Origin of the sequence: Pseudomonas sp. 57B-090624 (assembly GCF_003234055.1) — a bacterium.
GTDB classification, from domain to species: Bacteria; Pseudomonadota; Gammaproteobacteria; order Pseudomonadales; family Pseudomonadaceae; genus Metapseudomonas; species Metapseudomonas tohonis.
The window spans coordinates 1-16,322 of record NZ_QKRU01000103.1 but is presented as its reverse complement, the minus strand read 5'-3'; the positions used below and the strand labels follow the sequence as shown (position 1 = coordinate 16,322).

Genomic DNA, 16,322 nt, shown 5'->3' with positions numbered 1-16,322 from the left:
GTGTCTACGATGTGATTTTCATCCATAAGACAATCCGCCAGTTCGACCTGAGAGAGAAGAAGTAACGACCAGCAACCCGTTACCCATGTCCCCCGACAAGCGTTACCCATGTATCCCGGCTAAACACTGCGCGCACCGGTCCCGCGTTCGGTCCGTACGGCTCACTCCGACAGGCTCCGTGCCGCTCCCACCTTTTGAGGTGCGCACGGCACACCCTACGACCGAGCCGCGTGCATCGGGCCGAGCCCGTGCATCAATGTGCGTTGCAATGCACACGGTCGAGTGCGCGCACCGGTCCCGCGCTCGGTCCATCCGGCGAGCTCCGAAAGGCTCCGTGCCGCTCCAACCTTTGAGGTGCGCACACGGCACACCCTACGGCCGAGCCCCGTGCATCGAACCAAGCCCCGTGCGCTGATGTGCTCTTGTAGGGTGTGCTGCGCGCACCGATTCCGCGTTCGGTCCATCCGGCGAGCTCCGACAGGCTCCGGGCTATTCGCCAAATTCCCCGTCCTGCTCCCCGGCATCGCCCCAACCCGCCGGGTAAAGGCCCTCTCGTACCAGGCGGTGGAAGCTGGACCAGGGCCAGTCGGCCACCCGGGTGACCAGGCCGTGCTTCACCGGGTTCCAGTGCAGGTAATCCATATGCCGGCGGTAGTCGTCGGCATCGCGTATGCAGTGTTCCCAGAAGCGCCGCTGCCAGAACCCGGATTCGCGACGTGCGACCCGGCTATTCGAAGTGGGTGGCAGGTGAACCGATTGGCTGACTTTGCGCTTGATGATCGACCAGCGCCGCGCGAAGTCGGCATCACCGGGCGGCAGCTCCCAGAGGCAATGCAGGTGATCCGGCAGCAGCACCCAGCCATGGATGCGGAACGGCTGTTCGAGCCGCACCGCCTGGATCGCATGGCGTAATGCCTGGCGTACCGATGGCTCGGTCAGGAGCGGCCGGCGTTTTGCGGTGACGAGTGTGAAGAAGTAGTACGAGCCGGCCCGCTGTGAGCGGAGGTAGCGCGACATTCCCGGGTCTCCCTGCAAGCGTCCAGGCTTCGCAGGGTAGGGCGGGATGGCGACTGGCGGGGCACGTCAGCCCGGGTGAAAGCTCCGGCTGCGCTGTCGGCCAGGTGACCGCTAGCGCCGCAGATACGCCGCGAAATCGATATCCCCCGCGCAGAGGATCGCCTGCACGCGGTTGTGCACGTTGAGCTTGCGCAGGATGGCGGAGACGTGGGCCTTGACCGTGGTTTCGGCGATGTCGAGGTTGTAGGCGATCTGCTTGTTCGACTCGCCCTTGGTCATGCGCTCGAGCACCAGCAGTTGCTTGCGGGTCAGCGCCTGGAGCAGTTCCGGGGGGATGCCGTGCTCGTCCTGGTGGCTGCGCCGGGGCGAGCTCTTCTGGGTGCGGATGATGTCCGAGGGCAGGTAGACGTTGCCGTTGAGGATCTGCTCGATGGCGTCGGTCATCTGCGCCCGTGGCGAGGACTTGGTGATGAAGCCCACCGCGCCGTAGGTGATCGCCTGCAGCACGATCTGCTTGTCCTGCTCGGCGGAGACGATCACCACCGGGATGGTCGGCGCCTCGTTGCGCAGGTTGATCAGGCCGTTGAGGCCGTGCATGCCGGGCATGTTCAGGTCGAGCAGGATGAGGTCGAGGTCTTCGTGTTCCTGGGTCAGGCCCAGCGCGCTGTCGAGGTCGGCGGTCTCCATCACTTGGCTGTCGGGGAAGCCGTCGCTGATGACGTTGTGGATGGCCTCGCGGAACAGCGGGTGATCGTCGGCGATCAGGATCTTGTACATGGCCATTCACCTCATTGTTCTGATTATGGAGGGGCTGTCGGGCGCGGATTCAGGGCAGGGGCACGGGCTCGGCGGGTTGCAGCGGCAGGCCGGCCTGTTCCCAGGCGTCGATGCCGTCACGGTACCAGTAGAGATTGCGGTAGCCCAGTGCATGGGCGCGCCGTTGCGCGTTCCAGCTCAACCAGCAGTCGGAACGGCAGTAGAACACCAGCGGCCATTGCGCATCGCCCCGGCTCGCCTTCTTCAGGTTGTCGGCGAAGTAGGCCTGCCAGCGCGCGTCCAGCTCGCCGTTGCCGGTGTTGGCCAGCCACAGGCTGCCGGGCAGGTTGGCGTGGGGCTCGTCGGCGATGAAGCGGCCTTCGAGGAACTGGCGGCGGTAGACGTCGATCAGTTGCGTGCGCGGGTCGCGCGCCAGCAGCTCGCGCAGGCCGGGGGTGTCCAGGGTGCGGGCGTGGTCGGCCTCGGCGGGCGTGGGGCTGCGGTAGCGGTCGGTGCGGTAGCCGTCGGCGGAGAACAGCGATGGCTCGGCGTCGGCCCGGGCGGCGGCCGAAAACAGGAGGGGCAGGCACAGCAGTGAGGCGATGAGGACTCGCATGGCAGGCATCTCTTTATTCTTATGCCCGCATTACAAGCCAGCCGCGCGCCTTTGGAAATCCTACGTTGGAGAGGGAAACCCGTACCAAAGTAGTAGTTTTCCCGCCTCAGCCGGCCCGGCGCAGCGCCGCGTGCTGCGGGTTGAAGCTGGCCACCGCCGCCACCGCGAAGACCAGCGTCAGGCCCAGGCATACGCCGAGCGCCAGCGGGTTGAGCCGTTCGTACAGGGCGAAGCGCACCAGCTCCACCGCGTGGCTGAAGGGATTGGCCGCGCACAGCCAGTACAGCCACTCGCTGGCCTCGCGCATCTTCCACAGGGGGTAGAGCGCCGAAGAGAGGAAGAACAGCGGGAAGATCACGAAATTCATCACCCCGGCGAAGTTCTCCAACTGGCGGATGAAGTTCGACAGCAGCAGCCCCAGGGCACTGAGCAGCAGCGCCGCCAGCAGCAGCGCGGGCAGGGCGGCGAGCAGGCCCCAGGCCGGCGGTTGCACGCCATAGAGCCAGGCGATGGCGAGGAAGGCATACACCTGCAGCAGCGACACCAGCGCCGTGGCCAGCAGCTTGGCGCCGAGCAGGAAGGGGCGCGGCAGCGGGCTGGTGAGCAGCACGCGCATGCTGCCCATCTCGCGGTCGTAGACCATCGACAGCGAGCCCTGCATGCCGTTGAACAGCAGGATCATGCAGGCCAGCCCCGGGACGATGTAGGTCTCGTAGGTGATGTAGGTGGCGTAGGGGTCGATGATGGCGATGCCCAGCGCCGCGCGGAACCCGGCGGCGAACACCAGCAGCCACAGCAGCGGCCGCACCAGGGCGCTGAGAAAGCGCGAGCGCTGCAGCACGAAGCGCAACCACTCGCGCCCGACGATGCCGCGCAGGCATTGCCAATAAGCACCGGCGTTCATGCCCGCGCCCTCGGCCGGGTGAGCTCGCCGAAGGCACCGGCCAGGCCGCCGCCATGCACCGCACTCAGCTCGCCGGCGGTGCCCGAGGCCACCAGGCGGCCCTGGTCGAGCACCAGCAGGGCGTCCTCGCCGCGCACTTCGTCCAGCAGGTGAGTGGTCCACAGCACGCTCAGGCCTTCGTCGTCGCACAGCTGGCGCACGTGGTGGTTGAGGGCCTGGCGGGCGGCCGGGTCGAGGCCGACGCTGGCTTCGTCGAGCAGCAGCAGGCGTGGGCGGTGGAGCAGGGCGCGGGCGATTTCCACGCGCCGGCGGTGGCCGCCATTGAGCGCGCGCACGCTGTCGCGGCGGCGTTCGCCCAGGCCCTGGCGCGCCAGCTCCTGGTCGATGCGCGCGGCCGCCAGTTGGCGCGGCATGCCGTGCAGGGCGGCGTGGTAGCGCAGGTTCTGCTCCACCGAGAGGTCGAGGTCCAGGGTGCTCTGCTGGAACACCACGCCGAGCTGGCGCAGGGCCAGGCGCGGCTGCCGGCGCAGGGAATGGCCGGCGACGCGGATATCGCCGCGCTGCAGGTCGTAGAGGCGGCTGAGCAGCGCCACCAGGGTGGACTTGCCGGCACCGTTGGGGCCCAGCAGCGCGGTGAAGCGGCCCGGCTCCAGGGCGAAACTCACCTCATCCAGTGCGCGGCGCGGGACGTAGTCGAAGCCGACGCCCTCCACCTCCAGGGCGTTCATGGCGCCACCACCACGCCCCAGGGGTAGCGGCCGACCTTGATCGACCGGGTCACCTTGAGGCTGTCGACGTCGATCACCGAGACGTCGCCGCTGATGCCGTTGGTGGCCAGCAGGGTCTTCTCGTCGGGGCTGAAGGCCAGGTGCCAGACGCGCCGGCCCACCAGCAGGTAGTCGAGCACCTCCAGGGTTTTCGCATCCACCACCGCCACATGGTTGGCCGGGCCCAGGGCGACGAAGGCGTAGCGGCCGTCGCGGGTCAGCTTGACCCCCACCGGCTGCACCTTGTCCGGGTGCACGCCCTTGATCTGGAAGCGCAGGGTCTTCTGGATGCTGCGCGTGGCCACGTCGACCACGGTGACGGTGCCGCCGATCTCAGCCGAAGCCCACAGGCGCTTGCCGTCGTGGTCGAACTCCACATGGCGCGGGCGCTGGTCCACCAGGGTGTTGTCCACCAGCGTCTGGGTCGAGGTGTCGATCCAGTGCAGCATGTTGGTGGTCTCGCTGGTGTTGATCGCCCACTTGCCGTCCGGGCTCACCGCCATGCCCTCGGGCTCCACGCCGACGTCGATCTGCGCCAGCACCTGGCTGCTCTGGGTGTCGACCACCGTGACCAGCGCATCGTCCTCGTTGGAGATGTACAGCCAGCGGTCGTTGGGGTGCAGGGCGAACTGCTCGGGGTCGGCGCCGGAGGGCAGCTCCTTGATGATCTGCCGCGTGGCCAGGTCCATCACCTGCACGGTGTCCGAATCGCTGGCGCAGATGTACAGCAGCCGGTTGTCGCTGGACAGCGCCAGGCCGCGCGGGCGCTTGCCCACCGGCAGGCTGGCGGTGACCGTCAGGCTGTCCATGTCGATCACGCTGACGGCGTTGTCCTTCTCGTTGGAGACGTAGGCGGTGGCGGCGAAGGTGGCGCCGCTGGCCAGCAGCAGCGCGGCGCCGAGCAGGGTGAGGGGGAGGCGGGGCATGGCGGGGTCCTTGTTCTGGGCGTTCATGGCGTGGCTTCCAGGGCAACCTCGGCCAGGCGGCAGCGGCTCTCCGGCGCGTCGTGGCCGAGGGTGTCGAGTTCGCTGAAGGGGTGGAGAAAACCTTCCTGGGGCGAGGTGCTGATCAGCGCGCGTGGCTGGATCAGCTCGATGGGCTGGCGCAACTGGCCGTCCCAGGGGCGGTAGCTCAGCTTGCGGCCCTTGAAGCCGTCCAGGGGCAGGTCCGGCGACAGCTCCAGGGTGCGGATCGCGGCGGCGTCGGCGGCGCCCAGGCGGGTGACGGCGCTGGCGATGCTGCGCACGGCCACCCAGGCGGCGAAGTCGCGGTCGTTCATCCAGCGCCCCGTGAGGTCCTCGAAGCGCTTCTGCAGTTGCGCCGCGCCATAGGTTTCCACCGTCTTGTGCCAGCCGGTGGGCACCAGGCCCTGGGTGCCGGCCACCGGGCGCGGCAGCCAGGTGTTGTAGGGCAGGTACTCGCCGAAGTCGCCGCGCTCGTCGGCCACCAGCACGCCGTCGTAGTCGTCGGCCTGGGTGAACAGCGGCATGTCGGCCTGGGCGCTGCGGCGCTGCTCGTTGTCGAAGGTCCAGGGCTTCTCGCCGATGATCGTCAGGCCGAAGCGCCCCGCGGCGCGACGCAGGGCGGCGGCGTAGGCCTGGTCCTCGGGGCGCGGGCCGACCACCAGCAGCCAGCGCTTCCACTGGCGCAGGGCGAGGAACTGCACCAGGGCGTCGGCGAGCATGGCGCGGCTGGGCAGGCTGTGCAGCACGTTGGGCAGGCAGGCGTCGGTGCGCAGTTCGTCGTCGGCGGCGCCGGCGTTGAACAGCAGGCTGTCCGGCAGCGCCGCCGAGAGCTGGCGCAGCAGGGGCGCCGGTGCGTTGACCACGAACAGGCGCAGGCCCTGGTCATACTGTTGGCGCGCCGCGTCCAGCAGTTCGGCTTCGCTCTCGGCATTGGCCGCCAGCAACTGGTAGCGCTGCTTGAGGAAGCGCCCGGTGCTGTTGTTGTCGGTGGTCGCCAGCTCGGCGCCGCGCAAGCCGGTGTCGCGGGGCTCGGGGATGACGTTGGACAGCAGCGGCCCCGGGTCGGGGCTGTAGCCGAGGTAGCCGATGCGCACCTCCAGCGGCTGGCGCGCCTCGGCGGCGACGGCGTGGTTGGCCAGCAGCGCGGCGGCGGCCAGGGCCAGCAGGTAGGTCAGGGCATAGGGCGCAAGGTGGCGCATGGCGGGGGCTCCCGTTCTTGTAGCGCCAGCCTAGGGCCGCCCCGGGCCTGGGGAAATATGCAGAAAGTAGCGCCGGGGCAGTACCAAGGTAGTAGCCCGGCCGCCCGCCCCAGGCCCTAGCATGGAGGCACAAGAACGAGACCGGGAGGCCCGGCCATGCGTGTGCTCAAGACCCTGCTGCTGCCCGTGCTGCTGATCCTCAGCCTGATCGGCGTGGATGGCTTCCGTGCGTCCCCCGCTGCGCCCCCCGCGGCGTTTTCATCGGGCCTCGGGCGATGAGCACCCTCGGCCGCATCAACCTGCTGGTGGTGCTGTTCTTCGCCGCAGTGGCACTGGTCTGTACCGGGGTGCTTCTGCGCCAGGCCAGCCAGGACGTGCAACGCGAGATGGTGGCCGCGCGCGCGGTGGTCGAGTACCTGCACGAGGCCGCCCGGCGCGACCCCAAGGCCCTGGAGTCGGCCCTGGCGCGGGGCCTGCGCCATGTGCGCATCCACTGGCAGGGCGAGACGCCCTCACAACCACGCGGCCTGGACGCCTGGCTTGGTGCGCGGCTGTTCCCGCCCGCCGAGCAGTACGGCGAGCCGCTGCAACTGGACGATGGCCGCCGCGTGCTGATCAGCGTTGACCCGGCGGACGAGATGGACGAGGTCGAGGACTCCCTCATCCAGTTGCTGGTGCTGTTCGGCCTGGCCCTGGGCCTCAGCCTGCTGGCCATCCGCGTCGCGGTACGCCGGGGCCTGCGGGTGCTGGACGAGCTGCGCGCCGGCTTCGACGAGATCGCCCGGGGCCGCCTGGCGGTACGCCTCAACCAGCCTTCGCTGCACGAGGCACGCCTGCTGGCCGGCCACTTCAACGAGATGGCCAGCACCCTGGAGCAGGTGCGCAACGACAACGCCGAGCTGACCCGCGCCCTGCTGGCGCTGCAGGAGCGCGAGCGCAAGCACCTGGCCCTGGCCCTGCACGACGACATCGGCCAGTACCTCGCCGGCATCCGCGCGCAGCTGCTGCTGTTGCGCTCCATGACCGGCCAGGCGCCGGGCGCCGGTGCCACCCTGCGCAGCCTGGAGGACAACTGCCAGCGCATGCAGGACAGCTTCCGCGCGCTGGTGCGTGACCTTTACCCCGTGGTGCTGGAGCGCCTGCACCTGGGCGAGGCCATCGAGCTGCTCACCGAGCAGTGGCGCAGCGCCCAGGGCGTCGATTGCCAGTTGCGCCTGGGCGAGGACCTGCCGGTGCTGCCCACCGCCGACCAGGCCCATCTCTACCGCCTGTTGCAGGAAGCCCTGACCAACATCGCCCGCCACGCCGATGCCAGTGCGGTGAGCGTGCGCCTGGAGCGCCGCGGCCGGCGCTTGCGCCTGCTGGTGGGCGACAACGGCCGGGGCGCCGTGCAGCCGCCACGGCCCGGCATCGGCCTGCGTTCCATGCTGGAGCGGGCGCGCTGCCTGGGCGGCGACCTGCGCCTGCGCACCCGCGCCGGCGGCGGCTGGCTGGTGCGCCTGAGCATTCCCCTGGGCGAAGCCTGAACAACCTGGAGAACCTGCGATGAAGATCCTGCTGGTGGACGACCATTCCGTGGTGCGCCAGGGCTACGCCAGCCTGCTGCGCGGCCTGCTGCCCGAGGTGGAGGTGAGCGAGGCGGCCAGCGGCGAGCAGGCCCTGCACCTGGTGCACGACAGCATTCCCAACCTGGTGGTGATGGACCTCTCGCTGCCGGGCATCAGCGGCCTGGAGACCACCCGCCGGCTGCGCCAGCGCCTGCCGCAGCTGCGCGTGCTGTTCTTCAGCATGCACGACGAGCTGCCCCTGGTGCGCCAGGCCCTGGACGCCGGTGCCGCCGGCTACATCACCAAGAACTCCGCGCCCGAGGTGCTGGTGGAAGCGGTGCGGCGCATCCTCGCCGGGCACGCCTACATCGAGCAGCCCCTGGCCACCCAGCTCGCCTGCCACCCGGCGCACCAGGCCGGCGACCCGCGCCTCTGCGGCATGACCCAGCGCGAGCTGGAGATCTTCACCATGCTCGCCCGCGGCATGCCCGCGCGCAGCATCGCCGAGCACCTGTGCATCAGCGCCAAGACGGTTTCCAACTACCTGACGATGCTCAAGAACAAGCTGCAGGTCAGCTCCCAGGCGGAGCTGGTGCACCTGGCCATCGATACCGGGGTATTGCGGCTGGGGTGATAGGGCAGGGCATCGGCTCTGCTGTGACGACTTGAGCTGAGGACTCGACAGGATGAGTGCGTGCCGTAGGGTGTGCCGTGCGCACCGCCGCACGGTGCCTCCGGCGAGCTCCCGGTGCGCGCAGCACACCCTACGTCCGAAGTGAGCGACGGTTGCATGTTCCGAGGCCAGATGGGGGCCAAAACATGATCTAGGAGCGTGGATGTTTACTCGCGCGGACATCCCGGCTGCAACCGCTCCCACAGCCCCCGCCAGGCTATTCCACCTCAGGTCTTCAGCTGGCTGGCGAACTGCCCCACGGCGCTGACCACGCGCTGGGCGCCGTCCTGGATCTCGACGATCACCGAGCCGGCCTCGTTGGCCAGGTTCAGCCCCTGCTCGGCGTGCTGGCGGCTGCTGGACATGCTGTCCACCGCCGCCTGGGCCAGGCTCTGGTTCTGCTGCACCACCTCGACGATCTCCTCGGCCGCCTGGCTGGTGCGCCCGGCCAGCTGGCGCACTTCGTCGGCGACCACCGCGAAGCCGCGGCCCTGCTCGCCCGCGCGGGCCGCCTCGATGGCGGCGTTGAGGGCCAGCAGGTTGGTCTGCGAGGCGATGCCGCTGATGGTCTTGATGATCGAACTGATCAGTTGCGACTGCTTGTCCAGCGCCTCGATGCCTTCGGCCGCTTCCTGCACCTGGTTGGTGATCAGGCGCATGACGTTGACCGTCTGGCTGACCACCGAGGCGCCTTTCTGTGCGGTGGCGTCGGTCTGCTGGGAGGTGCTGTAGGCGATGTTCGCCGCCTCGGCCACGGCCTGCTCCTGGTTCACCTGGTCGGTGATCACGGTGGCGAACTTCACCACCTTGTAGAGCTGGTCGTTGGTGTCGTGCACCGGGTTGTAGGAGGCCTCCAGCCAGACATCGCGGCCGTGGGCGTCGATGCGCTTGAAGCGGCCGACGACGAACTCGCCGCGCAGCAGCTTGGCCCAGAACTCCCGGTAGCCGGCGGAGCTGGACTCCTCCGGATCGCAGAAGACGCTGTGGTGCTTGCCCTTGATCTGCTCCAGGCGGTAGCCCATGGCATCGAGGAAGCGCTGGTTGGCGTTGAGCACCTCGCCCTTGAGGTTGAACTCGATGACGGCGGTGGAGCGCAGCAGGGCGTTGATCAGGCCTTCGTGCTCCTTGGCGGTCTCGATGGTCCGGGTCAGGTCGTTGGCGCACACCACCACGCTCTGGATCTGCCCGCGTCCATCGCGTATCGGTTGCCAGATGCAGCGCAGCCAGGCCTCGCGGCCGTCGCCGCGGAGCAGCCGGTACGCGCCGTTGAAGTGCTCGCCGTTGGCCAGGCCCTGGCGCATCTTCAGGTAGTTGGGGTCGCGGTGGAAGGTCTGGGGGATGAGCTCTTCGAGCGTGCGGCCGATGATGGTGTCACTGCGGTACTGCAGCACATTGAGGAAGTTTTCGTTGACGGACAGGATGCGACCCTGGAGGTCGATCTCCATCACCAGCATTTCCTGGAAGATGGATTCCTTGATCTGCTGGGCTCGGGCGTTTTCCTCCCGAAGGTGCTCCAGCTCCTTTTTCAAGCGCGTGTTGAACATGGTCGGAACCCGTTGGCTGAGAGTGTGGAACTGCTTGGTCAGCGCATCGGCCCTGCCGGTACTTTCTTAAGGGGCTGGCGAACAATTCGACGGGGCGCGGCTTGAAAAGTGTAGACGCGCCCCGCCCGAACATCATTTTTCCCAATCCACCGGGCATTCCCGGCAGCCTTCCATGTTCACCCCCTGGAACGACGCGTAGTGGCGACGGGCGCCGCTGAGGTCGGCGTTCTCCAGGTTGGCGTCGCCCAGCTTGGCTTCCTGCAGGTTGGCGTCGTTGAGGTGGGCGCCCTTGAGGTCGGCGCGGCTGAGCCAGGTCATTTCCAGGTCGGCGGCGCTGAGGTTGGCGTCGTGCAGCCTGGCGCCGGAGAGGCGGGCGAACTCCAAGTAGGCGGCGGTCAGGTCGGCGCCCTTGAACTGCGCGCCCTGGCCGAACAGGCCCCAGCCCTGCACCGCCACCAGGCGGGCGCCGCTGAGGTTGGCCAGGCGCAGGTTGCTCTGCTGCAGGCTGGCGCGGGTCAGGTTGCTGCCCACCAGTCGGGCTTTCTCCAGGTTGGCCAGGTCGAGGTTGGCGTGGCGCAGGTCGGCGCCGGAAAGATCGGCCCCGGCCAGGTTGATCTTGTGCAGGTCGAGGTTGCGCAGGTCGGCATTGCGCAGGTCGGCGCCGGGGCACTGGCTTTCCGGCTCCAGGCGGCAGCCGCCGATTACCCGGACGGCATCCTCGGGGGTGGCCTCGGCTTGCGGGGCGGGGGCCTGGGCCCAGGCGAGCCCGACGACCAGCATCAGCAGGGGAAGGAACATGGGCAGGTAGTTCATGACGGCTCCTGGTGCGTGGCAGGGGAGTCGGCGCGCCCGCAGGCGCGCCGGGGAGGGTCAGCGGCTGGCGGTCTTGTTGTCCCAGCTCGGCAGCTTGAACACCCAGAACGAGCCGCCCTGGGCCACCGGCTTGGTCAGCTCGGCCATGTCGCCGCCCCACAGCGGCACGGCGCCGCCGTAGCCGACGGTCACGCCGATGTACTGCTCGCCGTCCTGTTCCCAGGTGATGGGCGGGGAGACGATGCCGCTGCCGGTCTGGAACTTCCACAGCTCCTTGCCGGTTTTCGCGTCGAAGGCCTTGAAGAAGCCGTCGCCGGTGCCGGTGAACACCAGGTTGCCCTTGGTGGCCAGCACGCCGGCCCAGAGCGGCAGGTGCTCGTTGTGCTCCCACACCACCTTGCCGGTGGTCGGGTCCATGGCGCGCAGGCTGCCGACATGGTCGTCGTACATGCGCTTGATGCGGAAGCCCATGCCCAGGTAGGCGGAGCCCTTCTTGTAGTTCACCTCCTCGGTCCAGTAGTCCTCCTTCCAGTTGTTGGCCGGCACGTAGAACAGGCCGGTGTCCTGGCTGTAGGCCATCGGGTTCCAGTTCTTGCCGCCGAGGAAGGGCGGGGAGACCTCGACCGCCTTGCCGTGCTTCTGGCCCGGCTCGGGCAGGGGCGGGCGCTGGCCTTCGTTCTCCACCGGGCGGCCGGTCTTCAGGTCGATGTGGCTGGCCCAGGTGATGTTGTCGACGAAGGGGAAGGCGTTCTGCAGCTTGCCGTTGGTGCGGTCCACCACATAGAAGAAGCCGTTGCGGTCGGCGTGGGCGGTGGCTTTCACCACCTTGCCGTCCTTGCCCTTGTAGTCGAACAGCACCAGCTCGTTGTTGCCGGAGAAGTCCCAGGCGTCGTTCGGGGTGTGCTGGTAGAACCACTTCACCTCGCCGGTGCTCGGGTCCACGCCCACCTGGCCGGAGGTGTAGAGGCTGTCGTAGTCGTGGGGGTTGCCGCCCTTGGCGGTGCGCGCCCAGGTGTTCCAGGGGCCGGGGTTGCCGGCGCCGACGATGATGGTGTTGGTCTCGGCGTCGAAGCTGGCGCTCTGCCAGGGGGCGCCGCCACCGTGGCTCCAGGCCTCGACCTTGCCGGTGGGGGAGTTCTTGTCGTCCGGCCAGGAGGGCGCCTTCACGTCGCCCGTGGGGGTGCTGTCCTTGCCATTGAGGCGGCCCATGTGGCCCTCGACGAAGGGGCGCATCCAGACTTCTTCGCCGGTGTCCGGGTCGCGGGCGTAGAGCTGGCCGACCACGCCGAATTCGTCACCGGAGCTGCCGTGGATCAGCAGCGTCTTGCCGGTCTTCTGGTCCTTGATCAGGGTCGGGGCGCCGGTCATGGTGTAGCCGGCGGTGTGATCGCCGAACTTCTTGTTCCACACCACCTTGCCGGTGTCCTTGTTCAGCGCCACCAGGCGGCCGTCCAGGGTGCCGAAGAAGATCTTGTCGCCGTAGATGGCGGCGCCGCGGTTGACCACGTCGCAGCAGGGGCGGATGTCGTCGGGCAGGCGGTGGTTGTAGACCCACAGACGCTTGCCGGTCTTGGCGTCAAGGGCGAACACGCGGGAATAGGAGCCGGTGACGTAGACCACACCGTCGCGCACGATCGCCTGGGATTCCTGGCCGCGCTGCTTCTCGTCGCCGAAGGAGTAGGACCAGGCCGGCACCAGCTTGAACACGTTCTGGTCGTTGACCTGGGCCAGGGGGCTCCAGCGCTGGGCGTTGGTGCCCATGCCGTACTGCAGCACGTCCTTGACCGAGACATGGTCGTTGGCGATGTCTTCCCAGGTCACGTTGGCGGCGAAGGCGCTGGCGCTGGCGGCGAGGCCACCGGCGAGCAGGAGGCCCTTGATGGCGAGGCTGAGCGGGCTGGCGGGTTGGGGGTGCGATCTTGTTGTCATGTGTGCGGTTCCCGTGGTCGTTGTGGACCAGTGCGCCACCTGGCGTCCTGGCGCTTCGAATACTGGAAGCGCCACCGCCTGCGGGATACGGAAAAACTCCCGCGCTTGCCGGGAAAACTTCCCAGTGCGGGCATGACTTGGAACCGCTGCCAAAGCGCCTCGATACACCTCCGCCCGGCTTGCTACCAAGGGAGTAGGGCGCGGCCACCAAAGCAGCATTCGGCCCTGATCGGGCGCTCCTTACCATCCTCGTCACCACGCTCCTGCCGAGCGTTCGCCTTGCCCAGCATCTCGAAGAGGATGGAAGTCATGAATAACAAGAACGCCCTGCGTGGCCTGATGTTCCTTGCCGGTCTGAGCCTCACCGGTCTTGCCCTGGCCCATGGCGATGTCGTGCCGCAGGCCGTCAACACCGATGGCCTGGAGCCCCTGGGCAAGGAATGGCGTGACACCAACCCCTACCGCGCGCCCTATGAGAAGAACGCCCTGGCGGTGGAGATCGGTTCCTCGGCCTACAACCAGAACTGCGCCCGTTGCCACGGCCTGGAAGCCAAGTCCGGTGGCATCGCCCCCGACCTGCGCCTGCTCGAAATCAGCGCCGACGGCGACGAGTGGTTCAAGGAGCGCGTGATCAACGGCGCGGTGCGCGACGGCGCGGTGTACATGCCGAAGATGGCCGACTTCCTCAGCCAGGAAGCGCTCTGGGCCATCCGCTCCTACCTGGAAAGCGTCCACGTCGAAGAGTGATCGCCATGCGCCTGCTCGCCCTGCTGTGCTGGTTGCTGTGCCTGCCGCTGGCGCAGGCGCAGGTCCGCCCCTATGACGACATCCTAGCCTCGGGGGTGCTCAAGGTCGCGGTCTACGAGAACTTCCCGCCCTACAGCTTCCAGCAGGACGGCCAGGCCCGCGGCGTCGACGTCGACCTGGCCAATGCCCTGGCCGCAGCGCTGGGGCTGAAGGCCGAGCTGATCTGGGTGACCCCCGGCGAGAAGCTCGACGACGACCTGCGCAACTACATCTGGAAGGGCCACTACCTGCGCCCCAAATTGCTCGCGGACCTGATGCTGCGCGTGCCCTACGACCGTGACTACACCGCGCGGCGCAACGACGTGGGCGAGCTGGTCAACGAGCAGGTGGTGATCTTCGCCCCCTACCAGCGCGAGCGCTGGCACCTGGTGCACGACGCCCGGCGCCTGCCGGTGGTGGACAGCATCGGCGTGTTCCGCCTGCACCCCATCGGCGTCGAGCTGGAGAGCGTGCCGTCCTTCTACCTGACCTCGGTGTTCAACGGCCAGCTCAGCGCCAACACCCGCCACTACCCGAGCCCGGCCGCCGCCTTCGCCGCCCTGCAGGGCGCCGAGGTGGATGCGGTGATGGCCCTGCGCGGCGAGCTGCAGTGGCTGCTGCACGAGGCCGCCGACCCGGCGCTGAAGTCCTCCGACACCACCTATCCCAACCTCGGCCAGCCCCTGTGGGACATCGGCATGGCGGTGCACGAGTCCAACCGCCAGCTTTCCAACGCGCTGGACATGGAGGTGGAGGCGATGGTCCGCGATGGCCGGCTGGCCGCCCTCTACGCCCGCTACGGGCTGACCTACGAGCTGCCCGGCCTCTACCAGGACGTGCAATGAGGTGGGCCCCGGCCTGCCAGGGAGAACCGCCATGCGCCACCTGACCACGCTGCTGCTGGGCTTGTGCCTGGGGGCCCGGGCCCTCGCCGCCCCCGACCCGGGCAAGGACCCGATGCCCTCGGTGATGTGGGACTTCCACCACCAGCGCATCCTCGACGGCGCGCCCTACGTCTTCGACGACCGCGTTCAGCTGCTGGCGCCGCCCTTCGCCGAGGACGCCCGCCAGGTGCCGATCCAGGTGGACGCCCGGGCGCTGCCGGGCAAGGTGACGCGACTCATGGCCTGGGCCGAGCTCAACCCCATTCCCCGGGTGTTCGACTTCCGCCCCGGCGATGCCGTGTTGCCGGTGGTGGCGATCCGCATCCGCATCGAGCAGGCCACGCCGATCCGCGCGGCGGCGCTGACCGAGGACGGTGTGTGGCACATCGGCTCGGCCTGGATCGACGCCGCCGGCGGCGGCTGCACCGCGCCCAGCGTGGTGCGCGCGCAACCGGGCTGGGAGGACCGCCTGGGGCAGATCCACGCCGCGCGCTTTCCCCTGGGGGGCGACGAACGCCTGCGCCTGCGCGTCGACCACCCCATGGACAACGGCCTGGTGGGCGGCATCCCCGAGTTCTTCCTCAACCAGGCCGAACTGCGCGACGCCGCCGGCAAGCCCCTGGCGACCCTGGAGCTGTTCCCGGCCGTGGCCGAGAACCCCACCCTCAGCCTGGACGTGAAGGGCCACGCAGGCGCGCGCCTGTGGCTGCGCGACAACAACGGCAACGAATTCGAAGGGGGGCTCTAGGCATGCGCCTGCTCGTGCTGGTGTTCCTCGTCGTGCTGCCGCTGCTGTCCCGCGCCGAGCTGGACTACACCCTGCAACCCCGGCAGGTCGCCGAAGGCACCTGGCTGCTGGAAGGCAGCACCGACAACTTCGCGGCGGGCAACGGCGGCAACGTGGTCAACACCGCCTTCATCGTCACCGACGACGGCGTGGTGGTGATCGACAGCGGCCCTTCCAAGCGCTACGGCGAAGCCCTGCGCCGGGCCATCGCCACGGTCACTTCGCAACCGGTGAAGCGGCTGCTGATCACCCACCACCACCCGGACCACGCGCTGGGCAACCAGGCCTTCGCCGACGTGCCCATCGCCGCACTGCCCGGCACCACCGAACTGCTGCGCCAGCAGGGCGACGCCATGGCCGAGAACATGTACCGCCTGGTGGGCGACTGGATGCGCGGCACCGAGGTGCTGCTGCCCACCGAGGCGGTCACCCCCGGCACCTTCAGCATCGGTGGCCACCCGCTGCGCCTGCTGGCCCTGCGCGGCCACACCGGGGCGGACCTGGCGATCCTCGACGAGCGCACCGGCGTGCTCTTCGGCGGCGACTTGCTGTTCTACCAGCGGGCCCTGACCACCCCCAACAGCCCGGGGCTGGACGTTTGGCTCGCCGACCTCGACCAGCTCCAGGCGCTGCCCTGGAAACTGCTGGTGCCCGGCCACGGCCCGGTGGCCCGCGATGACGCGATCTTCACCCAGATGCGCGACTACCTCGGCTGGCTCGACGGCCTGCTGCGTGACGGCGCGAAACGCGGCGCGGAGATGAACGAGCTGATCCGCGCGCCCATCCCCGAACGCTTCGCCGGCATCAGCCTGACCCGCTACGAGCTGGTGCGCAGCGTCAGCCACCTCTACCCGCGCTACGAGCGCGAACGCCTGCCCCGGGCGGAGTGACTCATTCGCCGGAAACCATTTCGCGAATGAATTGGCTCTGTCTGCGTTACCTGTTGTGGTTTTAATGCAAGCGCTCAAGCACGGTACTTTCCGGGCGCTTGAGGGTTTGTGCCACCTTCACCGCATGGGTTTCGCTTCGCTCTACACCATCCTACGAAAGCCCGTGCGCACCACGTGGCGATGCGCTGGACGAAGAAAGTTGGAGCAGCCGCCAACGCCCCTCCAGGAGGCCGAACGCAGTCGTT

Annotated in this window: 17 protein-coding genes; 7 read left to right on the top strand and 10 right to left on the bottom strand. The window is 68.6% G+C overall.

The features are described from left to right. Window positions 1–489: 489 nt before the first annotated feature. From DMX10_RS29745 to DMX10_RS29715, 7 genes are all read right to left on the bottom strand, one after another. Entirely contained in the window at window positions 490–1,017 is a 528-nt protein-coding gene (locus DMX10_RS29745) for a transposase (RefSeq protein WP_111264480.1), read from the bottom strand. Between the two features lie 111 nt (window positions 1,018–1,128). Next, window positions 1,129–1,794, bottom strand: a complete 666-nt coding sequence (locus DMX10_RS29740) for a response regulator transcription factor (protein WP_111264479.1) — start codon at window positions 1,792–1,794, stop codon at window positions 1,129–1,131. Window positions 1,795–1,843: 49 nt separating this feature from the next. Then, window positions 1,844–2,389, bottom strand: a complete 546-nt coding sequence (locus tag DMX10_RS29735; protein ID WP_256604883.1) for a PQQ-dependent catabolism-associated CXXCW motif protein — start codon at window positions 2,387–2,389, stop codon at window positions 1,844–1,846. 106 nt (window positions 2,390–2,495) lie between these two features. Then, window positions 2,496–3,293 (bottom strand): ABC transporter permease, encoded by a 798-nt coding sequence (locus DMX10_RS29730; RefSeq protein WP_021218531.1) that lies wholly within the window; start codon window positions 3,291–3,293, stop codon window positions 2,496–2,498. Next, window positions 3,290–4,021, bottom strand: a complete 732-nt coding sequence (locus tag DMX10_RS29725; RefSeq protein WP_111264477.1) for an ABC transporter ATP-binding protein — start codon at window positions 4,019–4,021, stop codon at window positions 3,290–3,292. The genes DMX10_RS29730 and DMX10_RS29725 overlap by 4 nt, the downstream gene beginning before the upstream one ends. Then, window positions 4,018–4,986 (bottom strand): YVTN family beta-propeller repeat protein, encoded by a 969-nt coding sequence (locus tag DMX10_RS29720; protein WP_043242043.1) that lies wholly within the window; start codon window positions 4,984–4,986, stop codon window positions 4,018–4,020. The genes DMX10_RS29725 and DMX10_RS29720 overlap by 4 nt, the downstream gene beginning before the upstream one ends. 23 nt (window positions 4,987–5,009) lie before the next feature. After that, the gene (locus DMX10_RS29715) at window positions 5,010–6,224 is read right to left on the bottom strand and encodes an ABC transporter substrate-binding protein (RefSeq protein ID WP_111264476.1); all 1,215 of its coding nucleotides are present in this window, start codon (window positions 6,222–6,224) and stop codon (window positions 5,010–5,012) included. 156 nt (window positions 6,225–6,380) lie between these two features. On the opposite strand from DMX10_RS29715, the gene DMX10_RS33360 reads away from it, so the two are divergent. The 3 genes from DMX10_RS33360 to DMX10_RS29705 are packed head-to-tail and all read left to right on the top strand — an operon-like array spanning window position 6,381 to window position 8,405. Next, window positions 6,381–6,503, top strand: a complete 123-nt coding sequence (locus DMX10_RS33360; RefSeq protein ID WP_021218535.1) for a hypothetical protein — start codon at window positions 6,381–6,383, stop codon at window positions 6,501–6,503. After that, complete coding sequence (locus DMX10_RS29710; RefSeq protein ID WP_111264475.1) at window positions 6,500–7,750, top strand: HAMP domain-containing sensor histidine kinase; 1,251 nt, start codon at window positions 6,500–6,502, stop codon at window positions 7,748–7,750. The genes DMX10_RS33360 and DMX10_RS29710 overlap by 4 nt, the downstream gene beginning before the upstream one ends. Before the next feature lie 19 nt (window positions 7,751–7,769). After that, window positions 7,770–8,405: a response regulator transcription factor gene (locus tag DMX10_RS29705; RefSeq protein WP_111264474.1), complete on the top strand. Its 636-nt coding sequence runs from the start codon at window positions 7,770–7,772 to the stop codon at window positions 8,403–8,405. 266 nt (window positions 8,406–8,671) lie between these two features. Here DMX10_RS29705 and DMX10_RS29700 read toward each other — a convergent pair whose 3' ends face one another. The 3 genes from DMX10_RS29700 to exaA form a co-directional block, all read right to left on the bottom strand. Beyond that, window positions 8,672–9,988, bottom strand: a complete 1,317-nt coding sequence (locus DMX10_RS29700) for a PAS domain-containing methyl-accepting chemotaxis protein (RefSeq protein WP_111264473.1) — start codon at window positions 9,986–9,988, stop codon at window positions 8,672–8,674. A gap of 132 nt (window positions 9,989–10,120) precedes the next feature. After that, the gene (locus tag DMX10_RS29695; RefSeq protein WP_111264472.1) at window positions 10,121–10,801 is read right to left on the bottom strand and encodes a pentapeptide repeat-containing protein; all 681 of its coding nucleotides are present in this window, start codon (window positions 10,799–10,801) and stop codon (window positions 10,121–10,123) included. A 57-nt stretch (window positions 10,802–10,858) separates the two neighbouring features. Beyond that, entirely contained in the window at window positions 10,859–12,730 is a 1,872-nt protein-coding gene (exaA, locus tag DMX10_RS29690; protein WP_111264471.1) for a quinoprotein ethanol dehydrogenase, read from the bottom strand. Window positions 12,731–13,039: 309 nt separating this feature from the next. On the opposite strand from exaA, the gene pedF reads away from it, so the two are divergent. Genes pedF through DMX10_RS29670 form a run of 4 tightly spaced genes read left to right on the top strand, consistent with a single transcriptional unit; the run spans window position 13,040 to window position 16,077 of the window. Further along, entirely contained in the window at window positions 13,040–13,477 is a 438-nt protein-coding gene (gene pedF / locus DMX10_RS29685) for a cytochrome c-550 PedF (RefSeq protein ID WP_021218542.1), read from the top strand. A 5-nt stretch (window positions 13,478–13,482) separates the two neighbouring features. Beyond that, the gene (locus DMX10_RS29680) at window positions 13,483–14,361 is read left to right on the top strand and encodes an ABC transporter substrate-binding protein (protein WP_111264481.1); all 879 of its coding nucleotides are present in this window, start codon (window positions 13,483–13,485) and stop codon (window positions 14,359–14,361) included. Between the two features lie 31 nt (window positions 14,362–14,392). After that, window positions 14,393–15,148: a quinoprotein dehydrogenase-associated SoxYZ-like carrier gene (locus tag DMX10_RS29675; protein WP_111264470.1), complete on the top strand. Its 756-nt coding sequence runs from the start codon at window positions 14,393–14,395 to the stop codon at window positions 15,146–15,148. Window positions 15,149–15,150: 2 nt separating this feature from the next. Next, window positions 15,151–16,077, top strand: a complete 927-nt coding sequence (locus DMX10_RS29670) for a quinoprotein relay system zinc metallohydrolase 1 (protein ID WP_111264469.1) — start codon at window positions 15,151–15,153, stop codon at window positions 16,075–16,077. Window positions 16,078–16,322 lie beyond the last annotated feature (245 nt).